This is a genomic window from Photobacterium sp. (assembly GCF_033720175.1).
Classification (GTDB): domain Bacteria; phylum Pseudomonadota; class Gammaproteobacteria; order Enterobacterales; family Vibrionaceae; genus Photobacterium.
Window position 1 is genome coordinate 248,130 of sequence record NZ_JAWWDA010000004.1, and the last position, 17,734, is coordinate 265,863.

Consider the following 17,734-nt stretch of genomic DNA (forward strand, 5'->3'; position numbering starts at 1 on the left):
GTTTTTTTGAATGTGGCGGAGAGATAGGGATTTGAACCCTAGATACGCTATAAACGTATGCCGGTTTTCAAGACCGGTGCTTTCAACCACTCAGCCATCTCTCCAATTTTTTCATCTTAAAAGATGATGGCGGTGAGGGAGGGATTCGAACCCTCGATACGTTGCCGTATACACACTTTCCAGGCGTGCTCCTTCAGCCACTCGGACACCTCACCACATTATTGTTGAACGCTGTGCGTCTCAACGGCGGCTAATGTAATGGCTTAATGACTTAGGGTCAAGGGCTTTTCTTCAATTGCCGTCCGATTGCCGACTATTAGATCAAATCGTTTTATTCTTGGGCCAATCACTTGTTTTTACTCACTGAGACAGGTTGATTCACCATTTTTATTAGAACAACCCATCATCATAAGCACCTTCTTCCTGATAGTAGCCTGGCACTTTAAACATGCGACGGCAAACATCAAGAAACTGACCGTAGACGATACCAAGCGCACCGGACACAAGAGCGCTACTGGTAACGGCTGTCATAATTTGGTCTGCATCCGCACCCACTACCCACAAAATGCCTGCGTATACCGGAGACTGAAATAATACATAAGCCACCATATCTGACAGACCTTTCATCCAACGGCTGGGTGACAGGCAGTAGCCGGAACGTAAAACATAATCACGGAAAACACCGTAAGGCCATGCAATGGCAATATTGACGGGAATCGACAAGGTTCGCGACGCTAAAGACTGTTCGAATGTCATACCAGAGACAAAAACTTCAATCATCATGCCGGTAACAAAGCTAAAAAGAACCATGGCAAATGTATCTGCCGCAGCATTGCGCATGTTGAACTGACCTTTAACAGACATATCGAACCACCAATAGACAGCAAATAAAGCTATCAATAAATAAGATAATAGAGAGTTAAACTGGATGATCAATTAACACCAGTTGATTTGCGTATTAAAACAGGTTTTTAGTAAAATAAAATACCAAAGATTTAATACCTTGGTAAATTTACAACTGATTTTTATCTCATTTTCAATATGATTAGCTACCCAGGCACCACTCCCGTGCTGCAACTGCCAATCATTCGGGCAATCCCAATTTTTTATTGACTTAACTTTGTTATCTTTGCCCTGTTTCTTATAGTTAAGTCATAAAGTTGACCATCCTGGCACGAAAATCACTCCTTAATCGATTTTACTGATAATTAAAGATGATAAAAAATTCAATTTTTACAGCTGTATTTTTCACAACTTAACCACCTGAAATAAAAGAGTTTTAACATATATTTATGCGGTTATTTTTTGAGGCTTCTGTAAAGCGATGCGAGCTTAACCTTGAACTGTGCATATCCGAGCTAAATTAGTGAGGATTTATTTCAAATAAAGCGCTTCTCTTTAGAATATTCATTCAAAATGTAGAAAATAGTTATTTCGCCAACGCATAGCGATATATCACCGTATTTCAACCAGCGCTGATCGGGATCTACATACATTCAATGCTTCGGCAGATATCGATAAAGGACAGAAATATTACCTGAAATACCTTCGTCCGCATTTTGAATACAATGGCCAGGATTTTTCCTGCCAACATCTACAAGTGGAATGGACGCGATTATTTAAAAAGGATAGCGCTAGATTTATTAAGGAATATTCAAAAAAACCGGAATCAAAAGAGTGTCTAGCAAATGATACATTCCCCAAATAGCCACCGATGTGAAAGATTTTGCGATGAAACTCCCCAATAAGCTCAATGAGCGGTGACTTACCAGAACCATTAAGACCTATAAGAGCTATCACTTGTCCTTGTGACTCTGAAAAATCAAATGCTTGATCCTTCAACCCCTTATACTGTTCTTGCAGGCTCAAAGATAACAGACGCATTAGATTTTATTCCTTGAACTCAGTTTTTTAGCTGGCTTCTTTTTACCAGCAAGCGCTTTACGCTCAGCTTTAATGCGCTCAAGCAGGGCTTCGGCGCTGTTTTCACCACTAATCAAATCAGGATTCGCGGCGCGCCACTCGGCGGTCAGCTCGCCTCTGAAGGCTTTGGCAAGTATCGACTGGGTGAGGTTATTAACACTCACTTGCGCGGCATTCACCTGCGCTTCGACTTTATCGGCGAAGGAGAACAGCTCTTCAACACGGCGGATGATTTCGGCTTGCTCTGATTCTGTCGCTTTTGGTAACCCGATATCTAGCAATGCCTTTTGACCAATATTCCTCATTGACATTTGATTGCCAGTTGAACGTGATTCAATTTCTTTTCTACCGGCTTTCGACCGCAAAAATATACTAACCCACGGTTTATTAGCCTCTTCCATAACTAAGCGTAAGACTTTATCACTTAACATTAAGTTTTTAGTGACACTGTGGACGATTACAGGATTACCAAGTAACTCCATCGTATTAGCCCTAGAAATTAGCAAGTCTCCGACTTTTACTCGTCGATTTTCAATGAATAAATCATTACTGGGTAATGTCTTACTTTCATTTTCATCATAAACCCCCCAAGTAACAGCACTAATTTTGATGATGCCAAATTCATTCTGATTCGGTGGCGTCTCTATACACTTTAGGCTTTTCCCTGCCTCAATAGCTTGCACAAAGTCACCGACTTTCACTGTCTTCCATGAAGATAAAGCAACGTCATTATCCCCACGCCACTCTTCTGTCAATTTGCCATTCACGGCGGCGGCGAGGACGGATTGGCGGAATGATTTTAAGATGGCAGGGATAGCATCGAGGCGGGCTTTGGTGCTTTCTACCTGCGCCAGCAGCTCATCCAGTTTGTCGGCAATGACTTTTTGTTCGGCTAGTGGGGGGAGGCTAATTTTAAAATCTTCGACAAACTTCTTAGGAACCCTTCGCAGACCTACTGCACCAGTCATGTTTTCAGCACCAGTTTGCAAAAACTCATAACTCTTGATTACAGCAAAAATGTAATTAACAGAGATATATTTGATTGCAGGGCGCAAAACATAAAATTCGGTACTGCCTGCACCGATATCATTAGGCAGTTCTTTAACTATTGCTGCTTTTCCGTTTTCGAAGCAAGGGGTAACCTTGGCAAAAATCACATCACCTGTTGCGAAGTGAGTGTAGCCTTTTTTAATTTTATCCCACTGACGTTCTTCGTAATTCAAAGTGCCATTGAAGTCCGTAGGCGCAAGTGCCATGGGCACAAAACCTGCCACTTGGTCCTCTAAATCTTTATGTTTTGGGTTGACGGTAACAACTTCAGATAAAGAAGTTTTCACCCAGCCCTCAGGAATCACTTGACTCATCCTTTCACCCCACCAGCTAGTGACGCAACCAAGTCCTCAAGATCTGCCAATGCACCTTTCAGTTCAGTCATGGCTTGACCTGCGAGTTCCTCAGGGGTGCCTAATGTTGCGGCATCGACGCTGTTGGCATCTTTCAGCCAGCTAATATCTAGCGAATCACCTTTGGTGTCGCGGATAAATTCACGACTGAACATACGCCAACGACTGTGCGCGAGACGCGGGTCTACTCCCTTATTAACCTCTGTGCTTTCCGCTTCAACCTCTTCGGCATTAAACGACCACTCCCCTTCCTTACGGTCGGCTAACGCCACATTGCAAACGGCTTCAAATGGTTTAAGGTGTTGCTCACCAAACGGGGTGCGCTTGCCAAAGTTGGGCATGTTGGTACGTAGGTCATACACCCAAGTGTTAGTGGTGCAGTTTTCTTCTTGGCGGATATCCTTTTCTGAGCCTTTGGTGAAGAACAGCACATTAGTCTTCACGCCTGCGGCATAGAAGATACCGGTTGGTAAACGCAAAATGGTGTGCAGGTTGCACTTGTTCATCAAATCGGTGCGGATACTGGTGCCGACGCCGGCTTCAAACAAAACGTTATCTGGCAGTACCACGGCTGCACGACCACCGGCTTTTAAGTTGCGGTAGATATGCTGCAAAAAGGCCAGCTGCTTGTTGCTGGTGGGGTACGTTAAATCATCGCGGGTAATGGAGGCATCACCGCCTTTGCTGGTGCCAAAGGGCGGGTTAGCGAGGATGATATCGGCTTTTGGTAATGCCGCACCCACTTGACCGAGAGAATTGCCTAGGTGCACGACGCCTTCGTCGTCCCCTTCCATGCCATGCAGTAAGCAGTTCATTAGTGCTAAGCGGCGGGTAGATGGCACCAGCTCAACACCGACAAAGGCGTTGTTCTTTTGGAAGGCTTGTTGTTTTCCTGTTAAATCAAACAGCTCATCGGTTTGCTCTTTAATATAACGATCGGCCGCTATCAAAAAGCCTGCGGTGCCCGCAGCCGGATCTTGAATAACTTCGCCGGCCTGTGGGTTGATCACTCGCACCATCGAGTCGATCAGCGCGCGCGGAGTGAAGTACTGGCCTGCGCCTGATTTGGTCTCGTTGGCGTTCTTCTCTAACAAGCCTTCATACAAGTCACCTAAGCCATCTTTTTGCGCACTGAACCAGTCAATCGAATCGAGTGATTTTATCAGCTGCTTTAGGTGGCGCGGCTCACGCAGGCGGGTTTGCGCATCGGCATAAATCGCTAGAATTAGTGGATCCGCGTGTAAGGTATTACCCTCGCTGTCTTTACCTGTCGATAGGGTTAACAGCATGCGTTTGTAATCATCAAGCAAGTTTAAGCCGTCTTTATCGCTTAAATCGCTCCAGCGGCAGCCTTCAGGCAAAGTATGTTTGTTCAGCAGCCCAGCTTCAGTGTTCTCATGCACCATTTTAATGAACAGTAGCAAGACGAGCTCGGTAACGTAATCAGAATAGTTAATGCCATCGTCACGCAGTACGTCACAGAGGTTCCATAGTTTTTGGACGATGTCGCTATTGTTTGATTTGCTTGAAGTGCTCATTTTATTTTCTCAATTTCTTAACTATGTTTCGATAACCGCTCGTTGTTTTGACTCTTATCTGTATTCATTCACAACGAAGCGGGTAAACGTTCATTTACTGCAAATAATGCCAGCCGTGACTGGTTAATGTCGTCAATATACTGTCTATTTTTACTTTCGTGAGAAAGCCATATGTAACCCATTGCTCTAGCTTCTAGCTTGGCTACTTAGTTGCTTGATGGATTACCGTAATGCGGCTGATACCGAGATCGTGCACAACCAGATTAATATTTGCCGTATAGGTAACTAAAGATGCCGCTTAACAACTCGAGTCTCAAGTCGTTCAGGCTCAGGTAGATGCGAGTATTATACGCATTGGGCGATATGTTGTAATTTGGTTTTCTAAACGTATTGCGGTTCTTTTGCATAGAAAACCATCAACCACTCTGCATGACAACAAAACCGCGATAGAAAGCCCTTTAATTACTCACTAACCCGCTTGCCAAAGGTACTCATTCAGTTCATCGAGTATGGTATCAAGTTGGTCATCAAGCACACTGTTAAAGCGTTTAGCCCCACCATGATCGGCGAAGCGTTGGTTAACGAAAGACTTGTCGATCACCGCCTCATGGACCAACTGCTTAGCCAGACGTGCTAACCACTTACGTTGATTAGGATTCCAATTATGCTCACTGTAAATGCGCTGCATTGCGTTGGCGACACGCTGCTCAAACGGCACTAATGCCTCATTGATGGCGGCTTGTCTGATATAACCGATAATACTGGCGGCGATATCTTGGTTGGTATTCTTGCGCCATGCGCTTTTAAGATGGGCTTCGTTGTAACCGGCTTCATCGAGCAATAGTTTCACTTCTTTGAGTTGTTCGCGAGTGAGATCTTTCGGGCGATTCACGACAACCGACAATGCTGCCGATTGGTTGATATTCTGTCTGATAAACTGATTGAAGCTATCCAAGTAATCCGCTGGTTTTTCATGTACACCATAAGTTTGCTCACGGCCGAGAAACTCATCTTGACCTTCATAGATAACCGGCATCTTGTCGCTTCCCGCGAGAAAACGGACCTCCGCGAGTTGATTGATTAAGCCTTGATGCTGCTTGAAAAATTGCGCAGCTTGTTTCGGCCCGATTTGATGAAGGTGCTGGTGGAGTTTGTCTGGTGCAACGCCCCATATTCCCTCCAGTTGATCTAACTTGGTTCTTAGCGCTGGCTTGTTCTCTGCTTTTTTTACGGCTTTACGCATCACTCGCATGACTTTTTGAGTCAGCTGATTCAGCACGTCATTTGCGTGGGTTGTACCTGCCTGCTCACCAGGAGTCTCTAAAGCTTGCTCTAAGTAGGTATCATCGCTGATCTCATCCACCAGCTGCTCTAAGGTGATATTAGGATCTTTGACAATCGGCTTCATGGTGTTGACGGCTTCAAGTGCACTGTAGAGATCAACCGGATCGTAGATTTTAAAGACTGTCTTACCTATTTCGTCACAGCGACGTGTTGCTCGGCCCATCATCTGCTCGTACAAAATGCGCGACTTAACGCGACGCAAGAACACTAGGTGGCAGATTTTAGGAACATCGATACCAGTAGTAAGTAAATCGACCGTCACGGCAATATTGGGGTAGCGCTCGTTTTTATATTGACGAATGAGTTGATCGACCTTATCGCTTTTCCCGGTAATTTTTGCAACGGCAGCCTGATTGTAATCGTCACCGTAGATCTTGTTAAAGGCACTATCTAGCGCGGTTTTAACCATATCGGCATGCAGATCTGTGGTGCAGAATATTAGCGTTTTTTCATCACCAAACGGGTCAAGCTCATTAACAAGCTGGTCGCAGATAACATCATTAAACCCTTTGGTTATAACGCGGCGATTAAAAGATTCGACATCGAATTTAAGCTCATCTTCTAAGTCGGCTGATTCAACCTCTCCGGTTTGAGTATTAATCGCGGATACGGTTTCGCCTTTCTCAAACTTAATGCCATTTTTGCTGAGTAGCGTTTCATAGCGAATAGGCGGTTCATGATCGATGAGCCAATCTTCCGCTACCGCTTCGCGATAAGTATAGGTATAGACCGGTTTACCGAAAATCTCACTGGTGTGCTTGGCAGGAGTGGCCGTAAGGCCTATGCGAACGGCATCGAAGTACTCGAGTACACGGCGATAGCTTGAGAGGTACTGGCTCGCGTCACGGTGAGCAAGTTCTCCTTCTGTCATCTGCTGATCGAGTGCATAGCCCCTATGCGCCTCATCGACAATAATGCAGTCAAACTCATCAAGTGCTGGGGGCGTATCAGACATATAGATCCGCTTCACCATCGCTTGTACGGTAGCAACTTGAATACGGGTTTCCGCTTCACTGCTCATATCACCTAATTCGGCAATATTGTAGATAGAGGATAACGTTTTGTTCTGTTCAAGTTTTGCTTCATCGAAAGAATCGCAGGCTTGATTGCCTAGCGCGGTTCTGTCGACTAAGAACAAGATACGTTTAAAGCGTTCCGCCTTAAGAAATCGGTACATCAAGCCGATAATGGTTCGGGTTTTACCGGTACCTGTTGCCATCGCCAGCAGGCATTGGGTTTTATCTTCCTCTAGGGCAGATTCTACCGCCACAATCGCTTTTTGCTGATAATCACGCAGGCCTAAGTAATCGAAGCCCTCTTGCTGAAGCAACTTTTCTGCTTCGTATCTACTGCGCTTTAATTTGTCGATGAGACCATCAGGGGAATGGAATTGTTGCAAGGGCCTTTTGGCATTGCTTGCTTTACGGGTATCACGGAACCACGTACCTGAAAGCTCAGCTAGCTGTTTATTAAACGGTCGCCCATTGCAAGAGTAGACAAATGGAATGTGGTAATGCCCCTCTTCCTCATCAGCCCAAGCTATGGTTCTGCTTTCCAACTCCCATGCACCTTTTTGAGATGAAATGAGCTTGTAACCTTTGGAGTAACGCTCTGCTTGAGAGACTTTGCCTGCAACATTGGTGTTTTCTTGCTTAGCTTCAACCACGGCGATAGGAGTTAAACCACAAAACAGCACATAATCAGCGCGCCCACTTTTTTCTTGATGCTTAGTTGGCCATTCAGCAATTGCGAGGTTTTTACCTTTTTCCGGTCTTACCCCTTTTCGATAATCTAAAACGTCTGAATCAGCATCCCAGCCAGCATCGATAAGCTGTTGATCGATGAGGATGCGAGTAAGTTCTTCATTAAGAGTAATGCGACTACTGGCGGTATTGGTGCGCTTATTTACATCTTTGCGCTGCGCTTTAATCGCTTTGAGTGTTTCCTCTGTTTGCTCGGCTAACTGCTTTTGAAGCTTTGTAAGCTTGTTATCAAATTCATCTTTTTGTTTCGCAAGTGCCTGCTCATGCGATTTTGCCTGAACAGCCAGTTCTCTCGCCTCGGCATCCATCTGCTCTGCAAGTACCGCGAACTCTTCTTTTTCTTGTTCAAGCAGAGAAGTTAGCTGCTGATTAGATTCTAGTTGTTCGTTATTTTCGAGCAATTGGCTTTTAAGCTGTTGTATTTGAGTTTGTAGCTCAGTTAATTGCTTACTAGGGTCTTGAGGGATAACAAACTCACCCACTTTGAAATCGACGCCTTGCTTGCCAAAAGCTCTGTGGTACCAGATAGCAATATCACGAGCGACACGAAGGCCAGCTAATGCTGGTTTATGTTCGGTTTTGAATTGATGTACCGCTTGGTTACCCGCTTTACGCAGACCATGGAACAGGCTGATGATTTGAGACTCGAGGCGTAGTTCACGGTTAATTCGAAATAGGAGATCTGCTTGATTAGTTTTATCGTCAAATTCAATGCTACAGCGCATCGCTAGATCTTGTGCGATTGCTTCGGCAAACTGGCGCAGCTTAACTAATGTGGTATTAGGATCACTAGAGAAAGCGCGTTCAGCACTTTGCGCTAGTTGCAGGAAGATGGGATCATGTGACGCTAAAAAATAAAAATTACTTTGAATTCCATTTTCACCAACTTCAGATTTAGCCATCACTGCTCCACGTGCATTTATTGATAAATATCAATCAACTAAAAATAAAATTGTTGATGATACATACTAATTTGAAACTGACATCAAGTCAGTAATTATTTGATTGATTTATTCAAAACCCAGAGCTAGAACATACGAATCTGCAGATTTCCTATTATAAATTCACGCACATAAAAGTCTGTTCTGACTATTCTCAATTTGATTAAAAATAGTAATCACCACCAGCTTTTGCTGGTGGTGATTGATTAGATGGCATTCAGAGGAGCAAGGTCGATAATTAAAGAGTCTTTAACTCGATTAAAATCTTCGCTTTCTATATCGCAGGCCGTAAAACTTTCTAAAAGTTCTTGCTGTCTCGGCTGTCCAAATGCTAAGCGATAGAGCACAAGTATTTTTTTTACTTCTGCATATTTTGCAACTTCTTTACTCATTGGGTAAGTCGGTACAATTCGCTCAATTTGTGCTTTCCCGTTAGGAGTAAACCAGTACGGCTCTAAGTCACTAGTTTTGTTCGTATCAACATTAGCTGCTTGCTCAAATAGCTGTTGCCAAACATCCGTTTTGTTTCCTAAGCCTGGGGTGTAGTTTTCCGCAATACGTTGGCGGACCACAATCTTTGTTAATCCATGATATATGGATGGATTTCATATAGCGATAGCTGAGCAAGAAAGTAGAACTTACTGTGATTGAAATCTAGCTGGTTATGACTGTTGTTAGCTATCGTAAGGCAGCCAGATCAATCACGTAACTCAATTTGATGTAATCTTACGGCTATTTTGTTTGCCATTATCGATTCTTGGGTTATCCCTTTTTCTACTTTAGACATTAATAACTCTAACTTAGGAGGGATAAGTTCTGAGACTCGACCCCAGTTTTGGTATTGGTCCGCAAATAGAATCGATCGTCCATGTTCTTTAAGAGTCTCTATTGATAAATTGGGAAGCAGCATATAAGTGGCTCCCGATGATAAAGCTAAAGAAATACCTTTAGGATCTGTGTCAAACCAAGCTATAAGTTCAATATATGGAAAAGCCAATGCAATTTCTTTTGATATTACCCCGCAGTCCTTATCTCCTCGGTAGACGATAAGAGGGTTAGGTCCAATGTCATTTTGTACCAATCTAAACTTAGAAAACGCTTCATAGTTTTCAACAATCACAACTTGGCTGTGTTCAATGCTCTTCAGATGATTTAGATCTATCTCAATGTTCATACCCTCTTCTAAGTCATATGTTTTATTATTTATGTTCGTGGATAAAAGCCCATAAATTTTAATGACCTTGCCTTTGACAGGTCTTGAACTTAGCTTCTCATTTGGAAAGTACTGAGCCATCTCCATTCGAGAATTCGGGATAGAATCAGTTAAAAGATCAAAACCTGATTGTTCTTTAATTACTTTCCTAATTTGACGTATATCTCTAGGCGTCAGCTGTAGCTTCTCACCGCTGGCGATTCCAATACTAAAGTCGCGGTGGAAAATCTCAAAAACGCCACTTAGCACTACATTCGCACCTTCTTTAACCTTCGCTGGAGAAAAGAGCTGTTTGAGCCGATTTAAATCACTACCCGTCATATCATCAATAATTCTACTCACAGTTTCCTCGCTATAGACACATCTTCTAAGTGAAGGTTGCCGTAACCGATATTGCTACCTTTTGCTAAATAGGTATAAGACCCGATAGGTTCGACGATAAAGCCTTTGCTATCTTCGGGAAGCATTGAACTATGGAAGTTAAGCACACTAAATAGCCACACATCTTTAGCACAAGTGAGCTGATCAAGATCTTCCGGTAAGTCACCATTGATTTGCTCATAATATTCCAAGGCGGAAATGTTGGTTTTCCCCTTCCCCATAAAGGCTTCAGCAAAAAAGGTATCGCAATGTGAATCAATGTCCGCTTCAATCAGCTCTTGTATTTCAACATCAAGTGTCAATTCTCGGCGCTCAGCTTCTTCAACAGCCGGAAGCTCTTCTGGTTCGACAGGTTGTACCGTAATTTTCTCAACAATATCGGCCAATTCCGGCTCTTGGTCCATATCATCAGGATTTGGATGATGCGCAAATTCAATCGGTTCTGAAAGCCAAAATGTAGGTATGCCATCATGCTTTACTACCTCATCTGGCAAAATCAAATCTTCACCTGGTGTCCAGTGTGGCTCTTGATCAATGAACCGATCAAAGGCGTTGATCAGGTCCTTATCACGCTCTCGGTTACGATACTTCAGCATCAAAGCTCGAAGTTGAATTAGGATAGAACCGAGCTCTTGTTGGCAACTACGAACAGCATTGTGCATTTCAGTGCACAACAAGGTGTTGAGCTCTGAGTTATCTCCAGCCGTTTCACTCAACAACTTAAAAGAGAAAGCTTTCATGCCACTAACAAGCTTTTCAGCTTGCTCTATAGCGACTTGGTTCTCTTTTTGTTTCTGGACTAGCGTATGACCATAACCAAAGTCATAACTGATACGGTTTCTTAGGCGACGACAAGATTCTTGCAAATCCATTGTGATTTCATAAACGACACCTTCAAGGCTATTAAACCTATCAGCCTCTTGTTCTCTTTTGCCATTTAATTTAGCTTCCAGGTATTCTTGTGCAAGGATCTGAATTTCTGGAATGCGCTCAGCGTGTTGAGTCCCTAGAAATGAACTAGCTTCCGTCTCAAGGAAATAGTTCATCAGTGCTTCCATCTTAGGGTGCACACGGTAGCCCCGGCTTGTCACGATAACAACACGGGCTTCTTTTAATTTACGTAGGTCGTTGGCGTTCTCATGAGTTTCACGTATCGTGCCATTTTCAAAAACATGAGTTAATGTGTCCTTTGCTTGGCTGATTAAGCGAAGCATGTGGTTAACACCACCATGTTTCCCATTGCTTTGAGAACTCATCAAAAGCCAAACTCCCCTTGGTTCTCGTTTGCTTTGTTAACTGTCTCAACAATCTTTTCATGCGTATCGATGAAATCAAGCACCTCGTAAACAAAGTCTAATTTTCCTGTCATCACATAGAGTTGGCGCTCTTTATTTACTAAATGAGCCACCCCTTCTTTAACCAAGAATTCGACGACTACATTGAGTTTTTCAGTTGCACTGTCACGAACTTTTTTTCGACTAACTTTCGGGAGTCGATAAATACTATCGAGTTTATCCATCAAGCTAGGAGACGATTGGATTTGTGCACTCAGTACAGGCACACTTAACTCATCACCACCAACCATCACCGCTTCCACTTGAGCAGCCTCACTGACTGTCGCCACGAACTTAACTACAGGTCGAATGATACCGTGTACATTACTCATCAACGCGGTCACCTGACGACGATTGTGGTCGTCGATACTCTTATAGGTGACATAATAGGCACTGGTTCGGCTCGTGCACTGGAGCTCACGGCTCATAAGAGTCAACGCTTGATTAATTTCTCGGCGTGTACGGTCCTCTTTAAGCGTCTTGTAGGCTTCACGATCGGTTGCTGGGCAGATAAAGCTACCACTAAGTAGAGACTCTAGGACTTGTGATACAGGCTTCATGCTTCTACTCCTGAGCTAGTTTCAGCGGCTTTGGCTAACGCGAGTTTACTTACTTTAGGTCTGTTGAAAATATTCTTGTAAGGCGTTAGGTGGTACAGGTACTTAAATAAATTGGCTGTACGGTTATTGCCATCTGGTTGAGCCGCAATAACATTGAAGTTGTGTGCCCCCATCATTTTAAGCAGTTTGGCTTGGTTCTCCGCCGTCAGCTTACCAATCTCATCGGTTGGGTAAGTTATTGATAGTCGACTTCCTCCGCGTTGTTGCGTAAGTAGTGCTAAATACAACATGGATTGAATAAGCAAGTTCGTGCCATTACTGGCCAAATCACGCATATCTTTATCTGTTTTGGCGGTTTTACGCTGGTTGTTCTCGATGACTTCGAACTTGATGTCAAACAGCTCAGTTGGCTTCTTAACTTTCTCGGCACTGATATGGTAAGTCAGTGTATCTAAAGCATTGTAGAACTCTTTGGTTGGTAGCTCCGCTGATCCAGTTTTATCCCACTCTTCGTAAATCTCAGAGAAGTTAATAATGTCTTGCCAACCTTGTAGTTTGGAAAGTGAACTCTCCACGTTAATGTCAATAGAACCAACCACCGAGAACGTGTTATTGGCCTTTACTTGTTCAGATATATTACGACCAAGTTTCTTAATATCGCGATCGAAGCCCAGAAGTCGATGCTTGAAGTCGACGAGCATACGACCCATGTTGACCGCACTTTCAATTGTTATACTGGTCACTTGAGGAATAATGTCATTCATGATTATTTCAAGAATATCTATTCGCTTAGAGTCACTAGCAACAATATCCTCTGTAATGGTGTTTCGGCTGCTTTCATTCCAGAAACGATACAGCTCCCCGTCCCCAAGACCAAGAGTGATAGACTCCATCTGTTGTATATCTTTTTTACGTTGCTTAGTAAGCCTCTCTAACTCTGGGAGTTTGCTCTCCACATCACTCAATAGTGAGTTTAAGTCGCCGTTATAATCGAGCGCCTCTTGGTTCCCTTCTTCGTCCTCATACATCACGTAGCTAGCTAGGCGAGAAATAGCGCTGTCAGCACGCTGCTTGTGGTTTCTCAAGATAGAGAGCTTTTCATCAAACTCTTTTTTGGTTCGATTAGCTTCGGCTCTCAGCTCTTTCAGTTTAGTTTCAAAAGATCGAACTTCTTGGTGCACCGTTTCAAGCTCTTTTGCCTTAGTATTACGATCGTGACGTCTCTTAGGGTCATCCACTTCATAAACAGCAATCCATGTCTCGTATTCTTTGATCTTATGAGAATTTGCTTTTAAGCTTTTGATCTCATTATCAAGAAATTCAATTTCTTCTTTGTAGCTCTGATAGATTTCACCGCTAATACCTTGCTCACTCAAGCGCTGATCGTACTCCATTTCGATGCGCTGTTTGTTCTCGCCTAACATAAGAGTATTTTTTTTAAGTAGTTCGTCGATAGCGTCGAGCGTGAAAGCGAGTGATGACTCAATATTGCCAATTTGAGTAAGCCTGTCGTTGTTCAGCTCTAATTTTGCGTCTTCAAAACGTTGGGCCGTTACTGAAATTTCCTGCTCAATCAAGACTATAGTTTTCTCGATTGATTTGATGCTTATATTAATTTTTTCAATTAAGCTTTCTTTTGCACGAACAATCTCGATTTTCTTATTTTTAAGGTTAACCTTAGTTTGTGTTAGGTCACTCTCAGTGTTTCGAAGCTCATTGCGAAGTCGTGACAACTCAATAGCTGACTGTTTAATAGCAGAATCATTTTTCAAAATTTGCTTATTAAAATCGATCTCTGCGTCGTCAAGCTCACCAATAAGGTCCATCAAACTAGCTTGCTCTTCGACATCAGCTTTGTTAGTTACAGTACTATCAGCTAGGTTGCTCGTATCGATGTACAAGTCAAACATAGAACCTGAATCTTCAGTCATTGATGGTGTAAGTGTCGTATCCATCAAAAGGTCATCAGTAAGCACACGGCCAAGTGGAGAGCTTTGCCATCCCTCTCGATTAGCTTCAAGGAACGAGAACAATGTTCCTGAGTCAGGGTCTAATCGGTTACTGACTACTTTGAACCTGGCTTCGGCATCGCGCTTGTTACGACGAGTTTCCTCTAATCCTTCAAGTAGCTTTTCACGTTTAGTTTGTAAGTTGGCACCTTCCTTCTCGGTCGCAAGTGTCGTGTGTTTCAACGTGTCTATTTGCTCTTGCAATCTGTCTTTCTCAGACTCCAACTGTTCTCTCTGTTCAATAAGAAGCTCATCAATATCTGGGTTTTTTAGTCGCTGTTTTTGAGTGGCGAGATTAGCCTTACGTTCCATTAGAGTCGCAGATTTATCAGTAGTGAAACTTGTATGAGATTGGCTCAGTTCCTTTAACTGTGGTTGATACACAGCGTCTATCTTGTCTAGCTTTACCTTGAACTCTTTTTCGGCATCAAGTTTTTGCTCTGTTAGATCAGACTTTTCTTTATTGAACTTACTATCAAGGCTTTGTTTGTCTTTCTCATACTTTGCTTTAGCATCATTTACCTTGGTTTCAAGATCGGCATAACTCTGTCTTTGATGTGCCACCTTGTCTTCCATTTCTGGAAGTTGCTTAAGCTTAATCGACAGCTCTGGGTAACCATTATTTTCGTATGTTATAAGCTTCCGGTGGTGTACGTCGATTTCAGAATCAAGACTTCCAATAGAGCGTTGAAGGGAATTCTGTCGAACCTCTTTATCGAGCTTTTCTTCATTAATTTCGCCAATCTGCCTGTCACTATTCTCAAGAAAGCCTGCGCGCATCAGGTCGTTTTTTTTAAGGGACTCATCAAGGATTTTAGACGCTTTACGAATGATTATTAAGGCATTTTCGAGCTGAGTGGTTAGATAGGCGATCTGCTTATTGTTCGCAATAGCTTCAATGAATGCGTCTTTTTTTTCTAGGAAAGCTGTTAGACCGTTGTAGTCATCACACCATTGTTCAATTCTGTTCGAATCCACACCAAATTCTAGTGTGCTATTACCTTGCTCAAGAATATCAAGGAAAAGCGCCTTGGTGTCGGCCATATTGAATTCACCCTGAATCAATGCTGCAGTGATTTTTTCAATGTGACGGACATCATGACGACCAGAGCACAAAGAGTAGCTTAGGAACTGATTATTCAAAGTTCCTGCATTAATGTTTTGGATAATTTCGCGGTACTCTTTGACACTAGTAATACGAGACTCATAATCCAAACCGTTAGCAGTCAGCTCCGCGGCCAACTTTGTACAGCCGATAGCGTAAGGCTTTTCTTCGCTGTCTTGTTTAATGAGCACTGATTGTTCAAACTGACCTTTAACGAAAAGGTAAACAATGCCACCTTTAGTACTGAGGTTTCGATAACAAATGACATGAGCAACTTGACCACGAGCGGTAATGTACTCGAAAACAATATAACTATTACTGTGTGGTAAGTACCATTCTGCGAAGGGCTTATTTACATTCGATTTCCTGACGATCTGCGTGCCAGTCGCTCCATAAAAGAACGGAATGAGCCTTAATAATGATGTTTTGCCTTCTCCGTTACCGCCAGTTATCTGAGTGGGAGCGTCAAAAGAATACTCTGAAAACATCTTGTTTTTCTGATAGGAATTTATTGCGATAACTTTGGTCAATCCGGCATACATCATCGTATTTATCTCGAGTTTTGTTGTTTCCTTGATTGAAAATCAACCAGGTTGAATTTGTGGCAACTAAATCAGGTTACAACCTGCAATACCATCGACTATCTCACAGTAATGATTCCTGACTCTGATTCGCCCTTCTCAATATCCACAATAAATATATGTACTTATTTAGTACATGTATATACTGTATACATAAACATGTAACATTTATGAGCACGAACATGAGTCAAGCAGATATCAAATGGGACCAACAAGTACGATTTCGACTAATTGAAATCATCGCTCTGTGGGAGGGACGACTGACGACAAATCATCTATGTGATGCTTTTCACATAGGGCGACAACAAGCTTCTAGAGATATCAACAAGTACATTAGCTTGACTGACCAAGGTCAATTGATACTGGATCGGACAATTAAAGGCTACAGGCCAGCAGACAACTTTAAACCTCTGTTTACTCAAGGGACTGCTCATGAGTACCTGCTCATGCTTCATCAGCAATATAACCAAGAAGAGACCTTTGAGTTCTTTAATTGGGGGGAAGCTCAGTCGACCGTATTGAACGTCCCTGAAAGGGCTATATCACCAAAAATCGTTCGAGGATTAATCGCAGCAGCAAGGGCTAACCTTCGCGTAGATATTGACTACGTATCGCTCTCTACACCTGAGGTTCGAGGTAGAGTAATTGCCCCCCACAGCTTGGTTTATGATGGCATCAGATGGCATGTAAGAGCATTTTGTGAAGATAAAAATGAGTTTCGAGATTTTGTATTAAGCCGCTTTAGAAACGAGCCTGATTTAATGGATAGGTCATCTAAGACGCGAGAACATGATGATGATTGGAATCATCACGTTAAGTTAACTATTACACCTAACCCTTACTTATCTGAACAACAGCAAGTTGTGGTTGCCGACGACTACGCTATGAAAAACAAGGAGTTGGAAATAACAACTCGAGGAGCTTTAGTAAGTTATTACTTACGACGTATGGGGGTTACACAAGACCAAAAACTGCTAAAAGAACAACCAGAAGCGCATCAATTGACAGCTTACTTTGACTAAAATATTCCCCTGTGATGGATAGGATGGTAGTAATTCAATCAGTAAACATAAGTACAAACCAATCAACGATTAATTACTAACCCTTCCATCCGCTCATCTACCTCACTCTCCACCCAGGCGACAGCCCTATCTCCTAAACTTATCGATTGAGGAAAATTATTTTCGTTCATCTTGCGGTAAATCGCCGAACAAGATAAAGCCAGCCCTCACTTGTCATCAAGTAGGTGATATCGCCAGCCCATTTCTGATTCGGTGCATCAGCAGTAAAATCTTGTTCCAGAAGGTTAGGCGCAACGGGTAAGGAATGTTTACTATCTGTTGTAACCTTAAATTTACGCGCAGCTTTTGCAACCAGACTCTGCCTTTTCATGATGTCTGATATCGTCTTAAGGTTGTGCTTGTTCCCTTGCTCTACCAGTTCTACCTGGATACGTCTTGCACCGTCACTACCTTTGCTAGCTTCGAACGCCTTTTTGACCGTTATGTCACGCAGCGTAGGTGCTCTATCCCTTTGACTAATTTCATGACGATGCTTTAGCCAGTAGTAAAACCCACTACGCGATACAGCAAGAACCTTGGCCATTCTCATTACGGAGAACTGCTCAAGGTGCACTTGC

At 43.0% G+C, this 17,734-nt stretch carries 12 protein-coding genes, 2 tRNA genes and 1 pseudogene; 1 reads left to right on the forward strand and 14 read right to left on the reverse strand.

All coding sequences use genetic code 11. The annotated features are described in order from the left end of the window. Positions 1–13: 13 nt before the first annotated feature. From R3289_RS06900 to R3289_RS06955, 12 genes are all read right to left on the reverse strand, one after another. Positions 14–104: transfer RNA gene (locus R3289_RS06900), tRNA-Ser, on the reverse strand. Between the two features lie 23 nt (positions 105–127). After that, positions 128–215, reverse strand: a tRNA-Ser gene (locus R3289_RS06905). Between the two features lie 175 nt (positions 216–390). After that, positions 391–864 carry an L-alanine exporter AlaE gene (locus R3289_RS06910; protein WP_318924770.1) on the reverse strand — a complete coding sequence of 158 codons (474 nt, stop codon included), beginning with the start codon at positions 862–864 and terminating at the stop codon, positions 391–393. A 669-nt stretch (positions 865–1,533) separates the two neighbouring features. Next, positions 1,534–1,884 carry an ATP-binding cassette domain-containing protein gene (locus R3289_RS06915; protein ID WP_318924771.1) on the reverse strand — a complete coding sequence of 117 codons (351 nt, stop codon included), beginning with the start codon at positions 1,882–1,884 and terminating at the stop codon, positions 1,534–1,536. Next, positions 1,884–3,287 carry a restriction endonuclease subunit S gene (locus R3289_RS06920; RefSeq protein WP_318924772.1) on the reverse strand — a complete coding sequence of 468 codons (1,404 nt, stop codon included), beginning with the start codon at positions 3,285–3,287 and terminating at the stop codon, positions 1,884–1,886. The genes R3289_RS06915 and R3289_RS06920 overlap by 1 nt, the downstream gene beginning before the upstream one ends. Next, the gene (locus tag R3289_RS06925) at positions 3,284–4,864 is read right to left on the reverse strand and encodes an N-6 DNA methylase (protein ID WP_318924773.1); all 1,581 of its coding nucleotides are present in this window, start codon (positions 4,862–4,864) and stop codon (positions 3,284–3,286) included. The genes R3289_RS06920 and R3289_RS06925 overlap by 4 nt, the downstream gene beginning before the upstream one ends. A gap of 469 nt (positions 4,865–5,333) precedes the next feature. After that, complete coding sequence (gene hsdR / locus R3289_RS06930; RefSeq protein WP_318924774.1) at positions 5,334–8,873, reverse strand: type I restriction-modification system endonuclease; 3,540 nt, start codon at positions 8,871–8,873, stop codon at positions 5,334–5,336. 245 nt (positions 8,874–9,118) lie between these two features. Next, on the reverse strand, positions 9,119–9,484 hold the full coding sequence (locus R3289_RS06935; RefSeq protein ID WP_318924775.1) for a hypothetical protein: 366 nt from the start codon (positions 9,482–9,484) through the stop codon (positions 9,119–9,121). A 125-nt stretch (positions 9,485–9,609) separates the two neighbouring features. Beyond that, entirely contained in the window at positions 9,610–10,467 is an 858-nt protein-coding gene (locus R3289_RS06940) for a hypothetical protein (protein ID WP_318924776.1), read from the reverse strand. Further along, positions 10,464–11,762, reverse strand: coding sequence for a hypothetical protein (locus R3289_RS06945; protein ID WP_318924785.1), 1,299 nt, complete (start codon positions 11,760–11,762; stop codon positions 10,464–10,466). The genes R3289_RS06940 and R3289_RS06945 overlap by 4 nt, the downstream gene beginning before the upstream one ends. Further along, the gene (locus tag R3289_RS06950; protein ID WP_318924777.1) at positions 11,762–12,400 is read right to left on the reverse strand and encodes a hypothetical protein; all 639 of its coding nucleotides are present in this window, start codon (positions 12,398–12,400) and stop codon (positions 11,762–11,764) included. The genes R3289_RS06945 and R3289_RS06950 overlap by 1 nt, the downstream gene beginning before the upstream one ends. Beyond that, the gene (locus R3289_RS06955; RefSeq protein ID WP_318924778.1) at positions 12,397–16,059 is read right to left on the reverse strand and encodes an ATP-binding protein; all 3,663 of its coding nucleotides are present in this window, start codon (positions 16,057–16,059) and stop codon (positions 12,397–12,399) included. The genes R3289_RS06950 and R3289_RS06955 overlap by 4 nt, the downstream gene beginning before the upstream one ends. Positions 16,060–16,277: 218 nt before the next feature. On the opposite strand from R3289_RS06955, the gene R3289_RS06960 reads away from it, so the two are divergent. Continuing rightward, entirely contained in the window at positions 16,278–17,117 is an 840-nt protein-coding gene (locus R3289_RS06960) for a WYL domain-containing protein (protein ID WP_318924779.1), read from the forward strand. A 62-nt stretch (positions 17,118–17,179) separates the two neighbouring features. On the opposite strand, the gene R3289_RS06965 is transcribed toward R3289_RS06960, so the two are convergent. Both R3289_RS06965 and R3289_RS06970 read right to left on the reverse strand, forming a co-directional pair. Next, entirely contained in the window at positions 17,180–17,320 is a 141-nt protein-coding gene (locus R3289_RS06965) for an AlpA family phage regulatory protein (protein ID WP_318924786.1), read from the reverse strand. Beyond that, positions 17,308–17,734: pseudogene (locus R3289_RS06970) on the reverse strand (IS3 family transposase); the annotation flags it as partial. The gene R3289_RS06965 and the pseudogene R3289_RS06970, both read right to left, overlap by 13 nt.